General features: G+C 70.3%; 16 protein-coding genes and 1 pseudogene. 5 read left to right on the forward strand and 12 right to left on the reverse strand.

Annotated features, from left to right (window positions below; translation table 11 throughout):
* The coding region (locus E1182_RS12415; protein WP_132264275.1) for a transposase at nt 1-974 on the reverse strand (974 nt) is incomplete at its 3' end.
* A 299-nt stretch (nt 975-1,273) separates the two neighbouring features.
* Between E1182_RS12415 and E1182_RS12420 the strand changes: the two genes are divergently transcribed.
* A complete protein-coding gene (locus E1182_RS12420; RefSeq protein WP_132264277.1) occupies nt 1,274-2,713 on the forward strand; it encodes a DUF4041 domain-containing protein in 1,440 nt (479 codons plus the stop codon).
* A gap of 347 nt (nt 2,714-3,060) precedes the next feature.
* Here the strand turns inward: E1182_RS12420 and E1182_RS12425 are convergent, their stop codons facing one another.
* The 6 genes from E1182_RS12425 to E1182_RS12450 form a co-directional block, all read right to left on the reverse strand.
* Nucleotides 3,061-4,269, reverse strand: a complete 1,209-nt coding sequence (locus E1182_RS12425) for an ABC transporter permease (protein ID WP_132264332.1) — start codon at nt 4,267-4,269, stop codon at nt 3,061-3,063.
* Nucleotides 4,270-4,289: 20 nt separating this feature from the next.
* On the reverse strand, nt 4,290-4,982 hold the full coding sequence (locus E1182_RS12430; RefSeq protein WP_132264280.1) for an ABC transporter ATP-binding protein: 693 nt from the start codon (nt 4,980-4,982) through the stop codon (nt 4,290-4,292).
* Nucleotides 4,979-6,121 carry a peptidoglycan-binding protein gene (locus tag E1182_RS12435; RefSeq protein WP_243706193.1) on the reverse strand — a complete coding sequence of 381 codons (1,143 nt, stop codon included), beginning with the start codon at nt 6,119-6,121 and terminating at the stop codon, nt 4,979-4,981. The genes E1182_RS12430 and E1182_RS12435 overlap by 4 nt, the downstream gene beginning before the upstream one ends.
* A gap of 14 nt (nt 6,122-6,135) precedes the next feature.
* Nucleotides 6,136-6,696, reverse strand: coding sequence for a hypothetical protein (locus E1182_RS12440; protein WP_132264282.1), 561 nt, complete (start codon nt 6,694-6,696; stop codon nt 6,136-6,138).
* Between the two features lie 152 nt (nt 6,697-6,848).
* Nucleotides 6,849-8,129: a sialidase family protein gene (locus E1182_RS12445; RefSeq protein WP_132264284.1), complete on the reverse strand. Its 1,281-nt coding sequence runs from the start codon at nt 8,127-8,129 to the stop codon at nt 6,849-6,851.
* Nucleotides 8,126-8,671 (reverse strand): SigE family RNA polymerase sigma factor, encoded by a 546-nt coding sequence (locus tag E1182_RS12450; protein WP_132264287.1) that lies wholly within the window; start codon nt 8,669-8,671, stop codon nt 8,126-8,128. The genes E1182_RS12445 and E1182_RS12450 overlap by 4 nt, the downstream gene beginning before the upstream one ends.
* Nucleotides 8,672-8,996: 325 nt before the next feature.
* Here E1182_RS12450 and E1182_RS12455 point away from each other — a divergent pair, with 325 nt between their 5' ends.
* On the forward strand, nt 8,997-9,752 hold the full coding sequence (locus E1182_RS12455; RefSeq protein WP_132264289.1) for a GNAT family N-acetyltransferase: 756 nt from the start codon (nt 8,997-8,999) through the stop codon (nt 9,750-9,752).
* A 126-nt stretch (nt 9,753-9,878) separates the two neighbouring features.
* Nucleotides 9,879-10,511 carry a hypothetical protein gene (locus tag E1182_RS12460; protein WP_132264291.1) on the forward strand — a complete coding sequence of 211 codons (633 nt, stop codon included), beginning with the start codon at nt 9,879-9,881 and terminating at the stop codon, nt 10,509-10,511.
* A 664-nt stretch (nt 10,512-11,175) separates the two neighbouring features.
* On the opposite strand, the pseudogene E1182_RS32205 reads toward E1182_RS12460, so the two are convergent.
* From E1182_RS32205 to E1182_RS12475, 3 genes and pseudogenes are all read right to left on the reverse strand, one after another.
* A pseudogene (locus E1182_RS32205) lies at nt 11,176-11,622 on the reverse strand (SRPBCC family protein); the annotation flags it as partial.
* Nucleotides 11,623-11,833: 211 nt separating this feature from the next.
* Nucleotides 11,834-12,307, reverse strand: a complete 474-nt coding sequence (locus E1182_RS12470; RefSeq protein ID WP_132264296.1) for a hypothetical protein — start codon at nt 12,305-12,307, stop codon at nt 11,834-11,836.
* Between the two features lie 446 nt (nt 12,308-12,753).
* Complete coding sequence (locus E1182_RS12475) at nt 12,754-13,533, reverse strand: phosphodiesterase (RefSeq protein WP_132264298.1); 780 nt, start codon at nt 13,531-13,533, stop codon at nt 12,754-12,756.
* Nucleotides 13,534-13,783: 250 nt separating this feature from the next.
* On the opposite strand from E1182_RS12475, the gene E1182_RS12480 reads away from it, so the two are divergent.
* The gene (locus E1182_RS12480) at nt 13,784-15,160 is read left to right on the forward strand and encodes a diguanylate cyclase (protein WP_371687542.1); all 1,377 of its coding nucleotides are present in this window, start codon (nt 13,784-13,786) and stop codon (nt 15,158-15,160) included.
* 121 nt (nt 15,161-15,281) lie between these two features.
* On the opposite strand, the gene E1182_RS12485 is transcribed toward E1182_RS12480, so the two are convergent.
* Together E1182_RS12485 and E1182_RS12490 are read right to left on the reverse strand one after the other, a co-directional pair.
* Complete coding sequence (locus tag E1182_RS12485; RefSeq protein ID WP_132264303.1) at nt 15,282-16,340, reverse strand: aspartate-semialdehyde dehydrogenase; 1,059 nt, start codon at nt 16,338-16,340, stop codon at nt 15,282-15,284.
* Between the two features lie 5 nt (nt 16,341-16,345).
* On the reverse strand, nt 16,346-17,611 hold the full coding sequence (locus tag E1182_RS12490) for an aspartate kinase (RefSeq protein WP_132264305.1): 1,266 nt from the start codon (nt 17,609-17,611) through the stop codon (nt 16,346-16,348).
* Between the two features lie 246 nt (nt 17,612-17,857).
* Here E1182_RS12490 and E1182_RS12495 point away from each other — a divergent pair, with 246 nt between their 5' ends.
* Nucleotides 17,858-18,643 (forward strand): hypothetical protein, encoded by a 786-nt coding sequence (locus tag E1182_RS12495; protein ID WP_132264307.1) that lies wholly within the window; start codon nt 17,858-17,860, stop codon nt 18,641-18,643.
* Nucleotides 18,644-18,710 lie beyond the last annotated feature (67 nt).

Genomic DNA, 18,710 nt, shown 5'->3' on the forward strand with positions numbered 1-18,710 from the left:
ATCCGGGGGCGCCAGCGCACCAAAGTCGCGGCGTCGGCGCCGTGGGCGAGGGCGAGGTCCTTCAGGCTGCGGGCCGGCTGGGGGTAGCGCGGTGTGGGGTGCTTGCCGACTCCGGCGTAGGGGACCTCGACCGGCTGGGCGGTACCGGGTTGTGCGGTGGTGGACGACGTGGTCGCCACGATGTAGCTGATGCCGCGTTCGGTCAGTCCCTGACGGAACTCGGCGACCTGGCCGTAGCCGGCGTCAGCGGTCAGCAGCGGAGGACGCAGCCCCCACCCGGCCAGCTCGTCGAGCATCTCCAGGGCCATCAGCCACTTCGGCCGGTACCGCTCGGTGTCGGGGACCTTCGACGCCGCCCGCCGCCGGCGGATCTGGTCGATCTGCTCGGCGGGCGGCAGCCGCACACGCGAGTGTGGTTTCTTCGCCCCGGCCGCATCTAGGGTGACCGGCTGCTGGCGCAGCCTGCGGGCGTGTGGGTTCGCGGGCTTGCCGTCCGGGCCGGGGACGCAGCCCTCGTCCCAGGACTCCGGCACGAACAGCCGCCAGTTCAGCACCGCCGACGCCGTGTCGGTCGCGGCGTGGACGCTGACGGCGATCTGGCAGTTGGCGACCTTGCCGAGTGTGCCGGAGTACTGCCGAGCCACACACGCAGAAGCCTTGCCGTCCTTCGGAAATCCGGTGTCGTCCACCACCCACACCTGGGGCGTCACCACGTCGACCGCGGCCGTAGCCAGCCGCCGTCGCACACCGGCGACATCCCAGGTGGAGGAGGTCAGGAACTGCTGCAACTGCTGGTGATCGACCCCGAGCCGCTGCGCCATCGGCTGCATCGACTTCCGCCGACCGTCCAACATCAACCCACGCAGATACCGCAAACCCGTTGCCCGCTGATCCGACCGCCGCAACCCCGCGAAGATTCCCGCCGCGAAGTCCTCCAACCCCGCTCGCACCCGAACCAGATCCCGCTCATCCACGCACCGCAGCCAAACACCGCCACGACGCCCGTACAAGCGACACGCCACACCGACCTAACAAAGCACTACTAGTGGTCCTCGTCCAGGCGGTCAGACGTCGCGGTGTTTGGGCGCCCAGCGATGGCGTTCCTCGGGGTCGAGGCTCTGTTCCACTCGCGGAAGTGGTGGTAGCCGGTCCGCCCGGACAGGAAGTGTCGTGCCTACGACAGTGTGGCTATGAAGTACTTGCGACGGATTGACCAGTTCATCAGCGGCGTCCTACCTTGAGCGGCCAGCCAGAAGGGAACGCTCAAGCCGCCATGACAACGCGATACAACCCGCCGCCAAACTGGCCGCCACCGCCGGCAGGCTGGACACCCCCAGCTGGCTGGACACCGGACCCGGCATGGGGTCCGCCGCCTGCTGGGTGGCAGCTCTGGGTCGAGGAGGACATCCCGCTGTTCGGAGCCCGCAGCAAGGCGCGAGAGCTTGCCGCTGAGAACGGGGAGCTGCAGAAGAAGCTCAACGCGTGGCATGCCGAGGCCACCAGCCTGCAGGATCAGCTCAACCAGCGCCAGGGCGAGGTCGCCCAACTACGAGCCGAGCTAGACCGTCTGCAGTCTGAAATGAAGCGGCTTGGGGCGATGAGCGTAATCGAGTTGGAGCAGTATCGCGACCGGTTGACGCAGCAGACCGCCGAGCTCAACCAGCGAATGACGGGGTTGCAGCAGCAGGTGGTCGTCACCGAGGAGATCGCTTTGCTGCAGGAGGTCGGGGTGTACGAGTACCAACACCCGCTGACCGACGCCATCGCCTACCAGGGCAAACTTGCCACCATCCAGGATCAGATCAAATCCATGACCAGAAAGGACGGCGGTGCTGTCGAGGTAAGCACCAACTGGACTGTCGAGGGCTCCGAGGCCAAGGGCCGCGCCATGGTCAGGGATATTTCCAAGCTCATGCTGCGTGCCTACAACGCTGAAGCAGACAACCTAGTCCGCGGCTTGAAGCCCTACAGGCTCGACTCGGCCAAAGAACGCCTGAACAAGGTAGCCGACATGATCGCCCGCCTCGGCACGCAGATGGGCATCCGAATCTCCAACGACTACCACCGCCTGCGAATCAAGGAACTCCGGCTCACCGCCGACTACCTTGCGAAGGTCGCCGAAGAGAAAGAGCGGGAGCGCGAGGAGAAGGCACGCCTGCGCGAGGAGCGAAAGGTCCAGCAGGAGATCGAACGCGAGCGCGCACGCCTGGAGAAGGAGCGGCAGCACTACGCCAACGCCCTCGCCGCCCTTCGGGTTAAGGGGGACGCCGAGGGCGTCGCTCAGATGGAGGAACGCCTCGCCGAGGTCGAAGCAGCGGCGGAGGCCGTGGACTACCGGGCCGCGAACGTCCGCGCCGGTTACGTCTACGTGATTTCCAACATCGGGGCATTCGGCGAGGACATGGTGAAGATCGGTATGACCCGGCGACTAGACCCCCTCGACCGGGTGCGAGAGCTCAGCGACGCCTCGGTCCCGTTCAACTTCGACGTGCATGCCGTGTTCTTCGCCGATGACGCCGTCGGTATCGAGGCCCAGATGCATGCCCGTCTTGCAGACCGTCGCGTGAACCTCGTCAACCAGCGACGCGAGTTCTTCCGCGTCACCCCTGCGGAGGCCAAGACGCACCTGCTCGCCCTGACGGGAAACCTCCTGCAGTACGAGGAGGTGCCCGAGGCCTTGGAGTACCGGCAGAGCCTGGCTGGCGCGAGTTGACCGGTCCGCTTCCGGGCAGCAGGGAGGCATGAAACGCGTTGCCCGCGCGCGATAGGCGACGACGACATATACGACGGGAGCTGGTCTCAAAGACACGGGATGACAACCGACGGCAGCGCACGATGCGCGGTGACGGCGTTCGGGACGAAGAGGTCGTCGGTTCGAATCCGGCCACCCCGACCAGAGGTAGGGCCAGTTCAGGGTCGGTTTCCCCTACGGGGACACCGGCCCTGAGTCGTCTCCCGAGAACACAGGCGCTGCCTGGTGCTGCTTGGGACGACACCATGCCATCGACGCTCGCGGGCGGCAGGAGAACGGGCATATCCGTCCCGGTCAGGGCTTGCTGGTCACGTGCCGGCGAGGGCTTCGGTCGGTGCGAGTCGGCTTGCGCGTACTGCGGGGTAGAGGCCGGCTGCGGCGCCGATCAGGAGGGTGGCTGCCAGTCCTCCGGCCATTGCCCAGGCGGGCACCACGACGGGCCAGCTTTGACTGGCCGCGTACAGTCCGGTAACGACGACGCCGAGCAGGGTGCCGCCCACGCAGCCGAGCGTGGAGAGTAGAAGTGACTCGGCGAGGAACTGGCCGCGGATCTGTCCGCGGGTGGCACCGAGTGCTCGACGTAGACCCACCTCGGCGCGGCGTTCCAATACCGAGATCACCATGGTGTTGGCGATGCCGACTCCCCCTACGAGGAGCGCTACCGCACCCAAGCCGAGCAGTAGCCCGTTCAGGGCGTTGTCGGTGGCCTGTTGGGCGGCCAGCGCGTCGGAGGGGCGGGATACGGACACCTCGTTGGGTGCTTCCGGGTTGACGGTGCGCCCGAGTACTGCCCGAACCGCCGCGACCTGGGTGGGCGCGACACGAAGGTACAGCCGGGTGGGATGGCCGTCGAAACCGAGGTAAGACCGAGCGGCATCCCACCCCACCAGCGCGGCCGAGTCCAACTCCTCGACCAGGGGTACGGGCGTCAGAATGCCGATCACAGCGAACCATTCGCCGCCCAGCCACACGCGCGTCCCGACTCCGGGTACGTCCAGGCGGCGGGCAGCGGTGGCGCCCAGCACGACCGTTGGATAGGTGGCGGTGGCGGGCGTGAACCAGGAACCGGCGTGCAGCGTGGCGTCGACGACGGTCAACAGTTCAGGTTGAGCGGCGAGCACCTGAATGCTGCCGGTCTGACCCGCCGGGACATGGTCGGTACGGTAGATGGATTTTGTGACGGCACCGGTTGCGCTGACCGATTCCACCGGCCCGATTCGACCGACCAACGCCGTCGACTCCTCGGGCAGGACTGCCTCTTCGCCCGTCCGGGTCTCGCCTGGGGCTGCGGTCAGCAGGTTGGTGCCGAGCCGGTCGAGGGTCTGGTTCAGTTCAGCCCGGCTGGAGGTGGAGATGCCCACCACCGCCAGCATCGCCGCGATGCCGATGGCGATGCCCAGCGCGGAAAGGCAAACCCGCAGTGGTCGGGACCGCAACCCTGCCGCGCCTAGTCGGGCCACGTCGGCTGGACTGAGCCGCGCCGGTCGCGGCTTCGCGGCGCCAGGTTTCAGCGTCATGACCCCGCCAGCTTTCTGGGTCACGGGCGCACCGCCAGCGGCGCGCCCGAATCGCGGATGATCCGGCCATCCCGCAGCATGATCTGCCGCGGCAGACTGGCCGCGATGTCCTGATCATGCGTGATCACCACGACCGTTGTGCCTTGACCGTGCAACTCCTCCAGCAGCGCCAGCACGGCCGCACCGGCGACCGAGTCGAGGTTGCCGGTGGGCTCGTCGGCGAGCAACAGCGCCGGCTCGCCGACGACAGCACGCGCGAACGCCACTCGCTGCCGTTCACCGCCGGACAGCTCATGCGGCCGATGGTCAAGCCGGTGGTCAAGGCCGACTCGGGCCAGCGCGTTCGCCGCCCGTCGTCGCCGCTCCCGCCTGGGCACGCCAGCGTAGAGCAGCCCGTCAGCCACGTTGTCCAGCACGGGTACGCCAGCGGCCAGGTGGAACTGCTGGAACACGAAACCGATCCGGCGGCCGCGTAGGGCGGACACCTCCCGGTCGGTGTGAGTAGACACATCGTGCCCATCGATCCGTACCGTCCCGGTCGACGGCCGGTCGAGGGTACCGATCAGGTTCAGCAAGGTGGACTTGCCTGAGCCGGAAGGGCCGACGATCCCGGCCAGTTCTCCGTACCCGATGGTCAGGTCAACCTCCCGTAACGCCGTCACTCCACCCGGATAGGTCCGCGACACCCCGACGAGTTCGATCACACCGGTCACTGCGGCACCCCGACCATCACGCCGTCGGTCAGGCCTTCGCCGCTGACCTCAACCCGCCCGTCGGCGAACATGCCAGCTTGCACCGCCACGACCCGGGTGCCCGCCGGCCCGGTCACCTCCACGCCGTACCCGCCCTCGGCGAGCGCCAACAACGCCTCCACCGGCACGGTGAGCACGTCCCGCCGCTCCTTCGCCACATATCGCACGTCGACCGGCGTGGCACCCAGCGCGCCCAACGCCTTCTGGTCAGCAATCGCGATGGTGACCTCGACCGTGGCGGCGTCAGTGCCGGGCCGTTCCGGGTTCACAGGCCGCTGCCCAGCGCCAGCCGAGGCGTCGGATGCTGGGGCACCCACGGCCCTGACCTCGCCGGTTACCGAACCGCCGGTGGGCAAGGTGACGGTGACCTTGGCGCCCTTCGCCGCCCAGGCAGCCTCGCCCGCACCGGCGGACACCGTCACCATCCGGGTGTTGCCGGTGTACGTCAGCACGTCTCCGCTCGCGCTCGCCCCGAGGCGTACCAGGTGCTGCGCGATGCGCACCGCCTTCGGCGCGTACACCACCCGGTCCCGCTCGACCCTCCCGGTGTCCGGCAGTTCCAGGTCCTTCTGCCAACGCTTCACCGCGGCGGTGGTGGCTGCCGTGAACTCCTCGTCCACCGTGAACCCGTGATAGCCGAGGGCGGCGAGATTACGCTCGAACTGCCGCACGTCCGACCCTTCTGTGCCCTCGGCCAACGGCCGGTACATCGGCAGGAACCCATACAGCAGCACCACCGGCAGTTCGTCGGCGCGCAGCAGCACACCGCCCCGCCGTACCGTGGCCCCGACCTGAGGTAGCCAGGTCACCGTGCCCGTGACGGTCGAGGCGAGCGGTACGGCTGGGCCGTATCCGAGTTCGCCGGCCAGCGTCACGGTCTTGACCAGCGTCTGCCGAGTGACCGGCGCGGTGGCGGCCGGCCCGGTACGCGCCGGCGTGGGGTCATCCCCTCCGCGCCCGCCAAGGCCAAGGGTGGCCGCGCCGGCCACCGCGAGGGTGACCAGCGCGGCGACGCCGCCCAGCGCAGCCCGTACCCGCCGTCGCCGCCTCCAGTCGGTCACCGTACCGGTCGGCTCGGTAATTGTGGTGGGCTCTGCCACGGGTACCTGCTGGCTCATCCCCGGCCGGCCCCGTTCGGGTTCGCGGTGGTCTTCGGACGTCCGTCAAGCACCGGTTCACAGATCTGCAGCGCGCGAATGTTCAGCGCCTGCTCCTGCGGGGTGAGTTCCCTGCTCATTGACCCGGCCTGGGGCCATTCGCCGTCCGGGCCCGGGTCAGGCCAGTCCGGCATCCCGTTAGCGCGCATGCACTTCGCGTACTCACGCCGGTGGGCGATCTGCTCCGCCGTCACCGGGGGCCCCTTCTCCTCCAGTTCGTCAGGGATAGGCAGACTGAAGCCTTTACATTTTTCCTGAGCTGCCCGCCATTTCTGATCGGTCTTTTTCGGGACGTCGGGTGCGCTCAGGTCGACGCGCCCTTTGGCGTCCGGGTCCGGCAGGTCAAAGCCCTCCTTGCGCAGGCAGTTGACCCACTGGCGTTGCCCTTCGACGTACTGGGCGACAGGCCCACTGACCGCACCGGCCGACCCGGTCGGCTGGGCGCTGGAACCGCCCGCCGTGGCCACCGTCGGCGCCTCGGCGGCGCCACCGCATGCGCTCAGCACCAACGCCACCATGGCAGCGGCTCCCGCACCGACGACATGACGCCGATACCTGCGGGAAAGTCCTAGATGAACCATGCTCTCCTGACCTCTGTGTCCGGACTGAACCCGCGCGGAGACGCGCGGGCGAACAAACGAGCTAAAACCATGAGAAAGGGGGTGATGTCCTACGACCCGCGGGCTACCGGCGACCAGTGCCAGCCATCGGTCGACCCGTACACCACCTTGTCGAGGTAGCTGTGTGTGTAGAACCAGCCGTTGGACGTACGACGGATCGGGTTGACGGTGGCCGGGAGGCCCACCGGTTGGACTGCCTCGTACGTGCCGTCCGCGCCAGCCCTCCACCAGCGGTGACCGTCGACGTCCTGGTCGGATTGGGTCACGACCTGGAACAACACATGGGTTCCATCGGCGGTGACGAACGACTGGACGCCGCCAGGGAGCCGGTCAGACGGCACACTGCCCGCACCAGGAACCCGCTGCCAACCACCTGCGCCCTGGCCGTCGTTCTCCTCGTAGCGGTAAACAACACGCTGCTGCGCGCCGAGGACCACCGCATACCCGATCGGCCCGTCACCCGCCGCGAGGTACGGCGCGGGACAGCCCGCCCGGGAGCAGGCAGGCGCGTCCGCGAAGACCTGGGTGGACCAGGTACGTCCAGCATCCCGGCTCACGGCGACCCCCGGTCGGCCAGTCGCCGGATCGACACCCGACGCCCACAGTCGTCCCGCCGACTCCCGAATCCGCAGATCGTCACTCAAAGTCAAGGCGGGCTGGCTGGTCAGCGGGGCGATCCGGCGTGTTGCCGGATCGAGCGCGTGCATCCTGCACGCTGAAGCCGCCTTGTTCGACTCCGGCCAGCACACGGCAATGCTTCCGGTGGGCACCGCCGCGACAGGAGGGGCCTGATCCAGCCTGTGCCAGGTTCGCCCGCCATCCGTACTGGTCTGCAGGGTCCACTTCGGCCCCGGCGAGTCGTGCAGGACGGCCAGCAACCGGCCGGGTCCGAGAACCTCGAAGTTGGCGGCGTTGATCGGTCCGCCCCGATCGCTCCAGGTACGTCCACCGTCGTCGGAGGCGACCAGTTGCACGATGCTCTTGGCGCACGGCTCCTTGGAACAGCTCAGCTGCGTCGACATCGACAGGTACAGGTGTCGCGCATCGGCCGCCCCGGACCACTGAATCCGCTCCCCATGGTGTGGCAGGGCGCCAGGCAACGACTGCTTCTGGTCGACGCCCGCCTCGCCGCTGACGGACCGCTCGTGCCCAGCCATCGCGGCGATACCCGTACCGGCGGTCATGACGAGTGCCACGGCGGCCGCACAGTTGGCGACCGTCCGCCGGCGCCGACGCCGGCGTCCGGCCGCGTACAGCTCATCCGCGACCAACCGGCTCGGCGGCGGCGCCGAGTTCGCCGCCTCCTCGAAGAGATCACGCAGCTCTGTCATTCCTTTCCCCCCGTAGCGCAGGCCAACGTGGGGACAGAAAGTGCGTCACCCAGGACCTTGCGTAGCGTGGCGAGACCCCTCGCGGTCTGACTCTTCACCGTGCCCTCCGAACAACCCAACGCGACAGCCGTCTCGGTCACGTCAAGCCCCTGATAGAACCGGCAGATCAGGGTCACCCGCTGGCGGGGTGGCACCTGCCGTAGTGCCTGAGCGAAGGCCACCCGGCGGGCCACCGACTCGGCGTCGTCATTTCCGCTGGCCAGATCGGGCATCTCCGCCACCACGCGCTCGCGGCGGCGCCACACCCGCCGGGTCTCCGACAGGTACGTCCGGACCAGACAGGTCCGGACGAACGCGTCCAACGCCTGCGGATCGCGGACCCGGTGCCAGGCCGAGGCAACCCGGATGAACGCGGCCTGGGTCAGGTCATCCGCCCAGTGCCAGTCCCCGCACATCAGGTACGCGGAATGCCGGACCACCTCGCGCCGCGCGGCGAAGTACTCACTGAACTGGCGTCGATCCTCGTCTTCGTGACTTCGCATCCGACTCCTCTCACCGTTAGGTGCACCGGCGGGATGAGATCGGTTGCTTGGACCGCCCAAAATATTTCGCGCTGACGAAGCCAGCCAAGCCCTTGATCCTTACAGCGGTGATCCGGCATACCGCTTGCCCCACAGGTAGCCGCCGGGACGCTGAGCTTCGAGCCCGCCACCGGGGGCGCCTTCATGCAGCTTCAAGGCGGACGGCCGCTGCTGAGCCGTCGCCGGACCGCCTACCGGCCGCTGACCATCTGTCGGCACCGCAGCGATCACCGCCCCTTGGGCAAAGTCGATAGCCACGAACCGGCAGGCCGGCGACGATGCATCGATGAGTCTGATGGCTCGGATCCAACACCTCTGGATGAGCCTGGCTGGCGTGGCGGCCAGCTTCCCGACCAGCGACGTGCGGGTGTTCGTCGCCGCCGAGTCACGGTTGTGCCCGCCCGGCTGGGCCGGCGTCGTCGTGCTGGGCCACGCCGGCATCGCCACCGCACCGAACGCGGCCGCCGCTGACATCCTGCGGCGCTCGCTGTCCGGCCTTCCCACGGGTACGGCGCTCCAGGTGGAGCGCTGGCGCGGCGAGCCGCACGTTCTCGATGCCCTCGGCCCTGCTGCCCTGGCCTACCTGGACGAGCAGGAGTTCCAGCCATGGGCCGGGGCGGATGTCGACGTGCTGCCTCCCGGGCACCCCAACCTGGCTCGCTTCGTCGCCACAGTCGGCCAGGACGAGGCTGAGGAGAGCGGCATCGACGAGATCACGTCATCCGTGTTCGTCGTCCGAGACGGGACGGAGGTGACGGCGGCAGCGGGTTACCGCCACTGGCCCGGATCCGTCGCGCACCTGTGCGTCCTGACCGACTCCAGGTTCCGCCGTCGAGGGCTGGCCCGTACGGTCGCCTCCTCGGCGGTGGCCGACGCGCTGCGGAACCCGCTGCTACCACAGTGGCGCGCGCGCCCGGAGCCGTCCCGGCGGTTGGCTGGCCGGCTCGGCTTCCGGGAACTGGGAAGCCAGATGAGCCTGCTGATCGAGCGCCCGGCTGTTCATCGCGATTCCGAAACTCCGTTGGTGGAAGAGGCACCGTAACCGGTATCGATCGCGATTGGTACGCCCGGATCGCCCGCCGAGTGGTCCGCTCAGGAGGGTCGCGCGTTCGTACGGTCAGTTCATGATTCGATCGCTCGGGTCGCACCCGTTCGAGGATGGAGTGACATGAAGTTGACCACTGCTCGCCGGGCAGCCGTCACCGTCGTACTCATGGTGGGCTGCCTGCTGGCGGCGGCGCCCCCCGCGGCCGCCCACGACGACCCGCACCATCCGCTGGTCGGGGAAGACCTGTTGAAATCATGCGTAACCGAACTGAACGCCCGCAGCCTGCCGGTCGACGACACCCTGCGGGGGGACACGACCTCGATCTCGCTCGTGCCGTCGTACCTCCACGCGCGCACGCCGTGTGCCAACTTCGGCTGGGCCGCCATAGAGGCTGCGCGCACCTTCACCCTGTCGGCGCGGTGGGGCGGCGTATACATCAACTTCTCCCCGTGGGACTGCAACCACAGCTCCGTCACGTACGCGCTCTACCGCAAGAACACCGCCGGATGGGTCTACCGAGGCGGCGGCATGGCGTACGGCGACCTGGTGGATGGCAAGTGCAACTACGCCGCGTCGAACTTCCCGTCGCAGGAGTCCTGGTCACGTAGCTCTATCACGGAGGGCGCGGGCGAATACCGCATCGCCGTCCGGTCGTGGTCGCACGACGACCCGGATTACGGCCACACGCACAACCTCTGCGCAGACCCGAAGGAGTGCGTCTGGAACACCCAGGTCAACATCCGGATGGACTAGCCGGCTGAGGGACGGTCCATGGACCGACCGATCCAACCGACGCGGAGGCTTGACGGCACCAGGTCAGCGTCCGACGGCAGATACCGCACGGCCGGAGGAACCACTCGCCGCCGGGACAGGCGTGGTGGGACCTCCGGCCGTGCAGTCTCAGCATGGCCTTGACGGCTGGGCTGGCCCGGCTCGGCTTTCGCGAACTCGGGAGCCAGGTGAGCCTGCTGATCGCCGGCCCCGGTCCTTCGCGAGATTTGCCAGCGAGGTTGCACGCCTTGCCGGCGATTCTGGAAACCGCAGCGGGCAGGACTGTCGGTGGCCTCGTATGACGAAAGGGCCCCTCGGTGGAGGGACCCTTTCGCTGTCGGAACCGCCCGCAGCCGGTGGCCGAACCGGCGGGCGCGGCGGCCCGTCAGAGGGGCCGGTTCGGCTCGTTGACCGGGCCACCCGGGTAGGTGGTGGTGGTGTCGGGCGCGGGCCAGTCGATCTCGGTCACCACGTAGTCCCGCTCGTTGGCGTCGACCACCCGGTCCTCGTCGTCGCGGGAGCGGTGCTTCACGTCGGCCGGGCCGGCACCCGCGACGGCGGCGCCGAAGGCACCCGCCCGGCCACTGTCACCCTGCGACGCCGCCGCGTGCGCGACGCCCGGCGTACCCACGCCGAGCCCTTCGCCGATCGAACCTCGCCACGCGCCGGTCTCGACGCCCCGGGACTCGATGAAGCTCTTGAACTTCTCCAGGTCGGACTCGGCCTGCTTCTCGATGATGGTTAGCTTGTCGCCGGCCTTCTCGACCAGCCCTTCCGGCTCGTACTCCAGGTGCAGCCGGACCCGCGTGCGGCCGGTGCCGACCGACTGGAAGTAGACCGCGCCGGCGTTGGTCGCGCCCTCGGTCGCCGCCCAGGCGACCTTCTCGTCCGGCACCTGCTCCAGGACCGTCGCGTCCCACTCACGTCGGACGCCGGCGATCTGGGCGACCCAGTGCATCCGCCGGTCGTCGAGCTGGCGCACCTCCTGCACGCCGCCCATGAAACGGGGGAACTCCTCGAACTGCGTCCACTGGTTGTAGGCGGTGCTGACCGGCACGTCGACCTCGATCGACTTGTCAACCACGGTGGTCATGGCACTCCTCCTTCTCCGATCGAGCCTCCCTGCGAGCGGGAGGGAGTCGTCCTTGTCCACCTGAATCCGTACCCCCCGATTTCCGGCTCAACCGAAAACACCAAAACCGGCGTCCTGCCGTCTGCGATGCTGTCTGCGGAGCCCACCGTGGGGCTCACCGATGTGAGCAGCTTCGATCGGTAGCGCCCCGCGGCCGTCCGGCCCCCACCGGTCAGTCGTGTCGTTCGGTGCGCTCGATCTCGGCGAACGCCACGCCCAGGTAGCCCTCGACCGGCCGCCCGGTCACCGCCAGCAGGTCGGCGACGAGCAGCGGGGCGTGCCGGGCGAGCGCCGCCGGATCGGGCGGGGAGTCGTCGCCGTCCGGGTCGTACACGCCCAGCGCCCCGGCCAGCAGGACCAGCACCACGTGCGGGTCGACGCCCGGCTGCCAGGAGGTGGCCGCCCGGACGCAGCGTTCCAGCACCCGCCGCACGTCGTCGGAGCCCAGCCCGTCCGGGTGGGTCTCCTCCAGCAACAACCGCACCACCGAGCCGAGGACCAGCCCGGCGTGCTCGACGCCGGCCAGCCGCGCGGTCGCCCTCTCGTGCGCCTCGACGTCACGCTCCCGGACCGCCTCGACCGCGTCGACCGTCGCGGCGGCGATCTCCCGGGCCGGTGCGGGCAGGTGCCGCCAGGTCAGGTTCACCCGGTCAGCATGGCAGAGCCGACCGACAGTGGCGGCGACGCGGCACGGGCGGTGCGGGGCACCGCCGAGCGGGCGCCTGCGCCCGGGTGCGGAGCAGGGGACGCCCCGGGGAGTGCGGCGGCTCCCGGTGCGAAGGAGCCGCCGCACTCTCCCGGGGCGGTCGGATGACGAGTCGACACCCCCGTCAGGGTGCCGACCGCCAGGATTATGCGGGGCGTGGGCGGCTCGTCCAGCCGCCGGGAAGTGCGCCGAGGCTATCCGTGCCGCACGGCAGTCGTGCACCTCCGAACGTCTGCGTCCGCAGGCGCGTCCGTGACCTCGCGGCCCCGGCCGCCGAATCAGATCCGGGCGATCGGTCGGCTCGCCGGTGCGACCGGGTCGTACCGCACCAGCCGTCCGTCATGCTTCCGCGCCGACCCGGCGGACGAACCGGCCCGGTCGGCCGGTCAGAAGCCGCAGGTGATGCCGGCGGCGTGACTGACCTGCACGGTGTGCGTCACGCACCCGCCCTGCTCGACGGCGTGCAGCAGGAAGGCGGTCGGCTCGTCGACCCAACCGATCTCCTCGTCCGGGCTCATGGTCAGCGACGCCTGCCGCCAGGTGCTGGGCGCGACGGTGAGCACGGTGCCGGCGAAGGCCGTGGTGACCGGGCGGTGCAGGTGGCCGGCGGCGACGCGGACCACGTGGGGGTGCCGGCGGATCACCTCGGCGAGGGCGTCGCCGTCGGCGAGCCGGATGGCGTCGGCGGCCGGAACGCCGACGGCGACCGGCGGGTGGTGCAGGAAGACCACCGCCGGCACGTCGCGCCGGCCCGCGAGTACGCCGTCGAGCCAGCCGAGTTGGTCGTCACCGAGCCGACCGGCGTTCTCGCCGGGCACCAGCGAGTCCAACGCGACGGCGGTCAGTTCGGGATGGTCGACGTGGTAGTAGGCGGAGAAGCCGCCGCCGAGGTACGGCGTGCCGCCGAAGGCGTCGAGCAGCGACTCCCGGTCGTCGTGGTTGCCGGTCACCAGGTGCACCGGCAGCGGGTAGCGGCCGAGCACCTCGCGCAGCGCGGCGTACTCGTCGGGCCGGCCCTGGTCGGCCAGGTCGCCGGAGATCACCACGCAGTCGGGGCGTGGCCGCAGGGCCAGCACCCGGCCGAGTGCGCGGTGCAGGCCGGCGGCGGGTGCGGCGGCGAGCACGCCGGTGGTCAGATGGGGGTCACTCAGCTGGGCGACGAGCATGGCTCCTCCACTGCGACCGGGACCATCACGCTATCCCGCCGAGGCGCTCCGCGTGGCCGGCTCGGCCACTCACCGGCCGCGTCCACACCCTGTGGATGGAACATGTGTACGACCTCAATGATCTTGACCACGGTGGGTTCGGCGGCACTGAGTACGCTTGACCGCAGCCTCGCCGCCGGCCGGGCCCGCCCCCACCTGGAAGAACGTGGATCACGAACGAGTCGTCCGGGACGTCACGGTCCGCCTGCCCATGGCGTCCACCGCCGTCGAGGCCTGCCAGTGGACCGTGACCGCGCTCGCCCGGCACACCTCGGCCACGGTCTCGGTCCTGCTCCAGGTCCACGACCGGCTGCGCTGCGTCGCGGCGACCGGCGCCTGGCAGGTCTTCGCCACCGTGCCGCCGAAGTCCGGCATCGTCGGGCGGGTGTACGCCTCCGGGGCGGGCGCGACCGTCGCCGATGTCACCGCCGACCCCGACTACCTGCCGGTACGCCCCGACGTCACGGCCGAGATCTGCGTGCCGGTGCTGGACCCGGCGGGCCGCCCGATCGGGGTGCTCGACCTCCAGTGGAGCGAGCCGGTCGAGTTGGAGCCTTGGCGGGCGACCGCGGAACGGCTGGCCGGGCGGCTCGGTGCCCGGATCGTGGCCTTCGGCGGGCCGCCGGCCGAGAGCCGCAGCGAGAAACTGCTGCGACATGCCACCGCGATGACCTCCGCCCCCACCGACTGGGACCTGATGGTCGCCGCGATCACCGCGGCCCGGGAGGTCTCCGCCCTCTCCGCCGCCGTGCTGGTGCTCGACGACCGACACGGTCTCCGCCTGGGCGCCCCGACCTGTGCCCTGGGCGAACTGGAGTCACGCGTGCGGGCCGAGTTGACCGAGGCGGGCCCGGGCCCGCTCGGTCGGATGGTCGCCCGCGCCCACCGGCACGGGGCGGCGTACACGCTGGGCGAGGCGGGACGGTCGCCGACCGAGGAATACGAGCCGCTGGTCCGCGCCGGGGTGCGCACCCTGGTGTCGGTGCCGCTCGGGCCGCCCGACTCGGGCGGGCTGCTGCTGGTCGCCGACGAACGGCTGCTCCGGCCGGACCCGACCACGGTGAACCTGATGGAACTGCTCGCCGGGCAGGCTTGGGGCGCGTTGGACCGGCTTCGTACCCTGGCTCAGCTGCGTGAGCAGGCCAGTTCCGACCCGCTCACCGGGCTACGCCACACCGGGCCGTTCGGGCAGCGGATCCGGGCGGCCACCCCGGGGCGTACCGCCCTGCTCGCCATCGACGTGGACGGCTTCAAGACCGTCAACGACACGTACGGCCACCAGGCCGGGGACCGGCTGCTGGTGGGGCTGGCCCGAGCCCTGGAAGGGGCGCTGCGGCAGGGCGACGAGCTGTACCGGATCGGCGGCGACGAGTTCGTCGCGGTGCTCGAGGTGAGCCGCGCGGAGGAGGCGGTCGGCATCGCCGAGCGGCTCACCGAGGCGGCCCGGCGCACCGGACGCACCATCAGCGTCGGGATCGCGCTGCCCCGTGCCGGCGAGCCGGCGGAGCTCACCCTGCGCCGCGCCGACGAGGCGCTCTACGCGGTCAAGCGGCACGGTCGCGACGGCGTACGCCTCGCCGCCGCCTGATCTTCCCCGGCCTGAACCGCGCGCCGCGCCGCGCACCGGGCGATGATCGACTCCGTCTGCGCCAGGTGGGGCTGTCGCGCGCATCAGATACCCCGCTTTGCCGCAGGCGGAGTCGATCAAATCAGCGGGCGAATTCGCGGACGAGGAGTTCGCCGATCTGGGCGGTGTTGAGCGCGGCGCCCTTGCGGAGGTTGTCGCCGGTCACGAAGAGGTCGAGGGCGCGCGGATCGTCGAGGGCGCGGCGGATCCGGCCGACCCAGGACGGGTCGGTGCCCACCGCGTCGATCGGCATCGGGAACTCCCCGGCCGCCGGGTCGTCGACCAGGATCACCCCGGGCGCGTTGCGCAGCGCCTCGCGGGCGCCCTCCGCATCCACCTCGCTGGCGAAGACGGCGTGCACCGCCACCGAGTGGCCGGTCACCACCGGCACCCGTACGCAGGTCGCGGAGACCTTGAGGTCGGGCAGGCCGAGGATCTTGCGGGACTCGTTGCGGATCTTCATCTCCTCGGAGGACCAGCCGCCGTCGGCGAGCGATCCGGCCCAGGGCACCACGTTGAGCGCCAGCGGTGCGGGGAAGGGATCGAGGTCGTCCCCGACCGCCTGCCGCACGTCGCCGGGTCGCGAGCCGAGCACCCGATCCCCGGCGATCTTGCCGAGTTGCAGGTGCAGCGTGTCCACGCCCGACTGGCCCGCCCCCGACGCCGCCTGGTACGAGGCGAGGACCAGCTCGCGTAGCCCGTACTCGCGGTGCAGTGGGGCGACCGCCACGATCATGGCGAGGGTGGTGCAGTTGGCGTTGGCGATGATCCCCCTGGGCCGGTTGCGTACCTGTTCGGGGTTGATCTCGGGCACCACCAGCGGGACGTCCCGGTCCATGCGGAACGCCCCGGAGTTGTCCACCACCACCGCGCCGCGGCTCACGGCGACCGGCCCCCACTCGGCGGAGACCTCGTCCGGCACGTCGAACATGGCCACGTCGACGCCGTCGAACGCCTCCGGCGTCAGCGCCCCGACCGCCAGTTCCTCACCCCGGCAGCGCACCTTCCGCCCGACCGAGCGCTCCGAGGCGAGCAGCCGGATCTCGCCCCAGACGTTGCGCCGGGAGGAGAGCAGGTCACACAGCACGGTGCCGACAGCACCGGTCGCCCCGACCACGGCCAGGGTGGGCTGCGCCGCCACCGGCGCTACCGTCCCGTCCCCGCGTAGACCACGGCCTCGGAGTCGCCGCCCAGCTCGAACGCGTCGTGGATGGCCCGTACGGCCTTGTCGAGGTCGGTGTCCCGGCAGACCACCGAGACGCGGATCTCCGAGGTCGAGATCATCTCGATGTTGACCCCGGCCGCCCCCAGCGCCGCGAAGAAACCAGCCGCGACGCCCGGGTGCGAACGCATCCCGGCACCGATGAGCGACACCTTGCCGACGTGGTCGTCGTAGAGCAGGCCCTTGAACTTGACCGAATCCTGGATCTTGCTGAGGGCCGCCATGGCGGTGGGACCGTCGGTCTTGGGCAGCGTGAACGAGATGTCGGTGCGGCCCGTCCCTTCGGTGGAGACGTTCTGCACGATCATGTCGATGTTGATCTCGGCGCCGGCGACGGTGTCGAAGATCTTCGCGGCCGCGCCCGGCTCGTCGGGCACCCCGACGATTGTGATCTTCGCTTCGCTGCGGTCGTGGGCGACCCCGGTGATCAGCGCCTGTTCCACGGGAAGGTCCTCCATCGATCCGGTGACCATGGTGCCGGTGTTGGTCGAGTATGACGAACGGACGTGGATTGGCAACCCCGCCCGACGGGCGTACTCCACGCTGCGCAGGTGCAGCACCTTCGCGCCGCAGGCCGCCAGCTCCAGCATCTCCTCGTAGGTGATGTCGGAGATGTGCCGGGCGTTCGGCACGATTCGCGGGTCGGCGGTGAAAATGCCGTCCACGTCGGTGTAGATCTCACAGACGTCCGCGTTCAGCGCGGCGGCGAGCGCCACGGCGGTGGTGTCCGATCCGCCGCGGCCGAGCGTCGTCACGTCCTTGGTGTCCTGTGAGACGCCCTGGAAGCCGGCGACGATGACCACCGCGCCCTCGTCGAGCGCGCCCTTGAGCCGCCCCGGGGTGACGTCGATGATCCGCGCCTTGCCGTGCACCGACGTGGTGATCACGCCGGCCTGCGAGCCGGTGAACGAGCGGGCTTCGTACCCCAGGTTGTGGATGGCCATGGCCAGCAGCGCCATGGAGATCCGCTCCCCGGCGGTGAGCAGCATGTCCAGCTCGCGACCCGGCGGCAGCGGGCTGACCTGGTTGGCCAGGTCGAGCAGCTCATCGGTGGTGTCCCCCATCGCGGACACCACCACGACCACGTCGTCACCCGCCTTGCGGGCGGCGACGATCCGCTCGGCGACCCGCTTGATGCGCTCGGCGTTGGCGACGGAGGATCCGCCGTACTTCTGCACCACGAGTGCCACGACGGTGCGCTCCCTCCCAGCGATGACCCTGAGCGTGCCGACGCCGCCGGCTGCTTTCTCCGGCGGCGCGTCAGACCTCATCAGGGTATCCGGCGAGACGCGAGGACGGGTCAGGTGATCCCACCATCCGGCGGTCCGCGCGGGTCGGAGCTGCGCTTGTGTCCTCGTCCGGGCGGCGGCGACACGCCGGTGCCGGCCGGGCGACGCGGGTCCGCGCCCCGGGCGGACCCGGCGCAGAATGACCCCGTGCATGCCCATCCGCGCGCCCCGCGCCGAATGACCGGTGCCCTGTCCGTCCTCGTTCCGGCGCTCCTGGTGGCCTGCACCGCCGATCCGCCGGGCGGGGTGACCCCGAACACACCCCCCGACCCGGCACCTGCCGGCGTCGACGCGGCCTGGGACGAACTGGCGGCGCTGGCGGCGGCCGCCCGGGACCGCCACTTCACCGCCCGGTACACCCACGTCGGCAGCGACGGCTCGGCACGGGACGTGACGGTGGTCAGCGCCGAGGACGGCAGTTGGCGGGTCGACGTGTCCGGCGGCGCGCTGGGCGGTACGGCGGACGTGGCGATCGCGGCCAACTCCGACGGCCTCTTCCAGTGCGGTCTACCGTCGGCGGGCCGCCCCGAGGCGGCGACCTGCGTACGACTCGGCGGACCCGACGCCGTCGTGCCGGACCGGTTGGACCCCCGGGTGCAGCACCCGTTCACCGACTGGCTGGCGGTGCTCACCGACCGGCGCAGCCCGTTGGTGATCTCTCCCGCGTCCCCGCCCGAGGGGGTGGCCGGGCGCTGTTTCACGGTGGAGAGCACCTCCGCCTCGCTGAACCCGCCGCTGGACGTGGGCGTCTACTGCTTCGCGGCGGACGGGACACCGACCCACGTACGGGCGGCGCTCGGGACGCTCACCCTGGCGGGCCCGGCGGGTCCGGCACCGGCCACCGTCGCCCTGCCCGGGGCGGTGGTGGACGCCGAGCCACTGGGCCGCGACGCGCCCACCACGACGGAGAGCCCAGGTGGGCGAACGTCCTGACCAATACAGTGGTTACGGGTGCCTTTGACCACATTTGTGCAGCCCCACCACACCACCGAAAACGCCC

The sequence above is a fragment of the Micromonospora sp. KC721 genome, assembly GCF_004348355.1.
Classification (GTDB): Bacteria; Actinomycetota; Actinomycetes; order Mycobacteriales; family Micromonosporaceae; genus Micromonospora.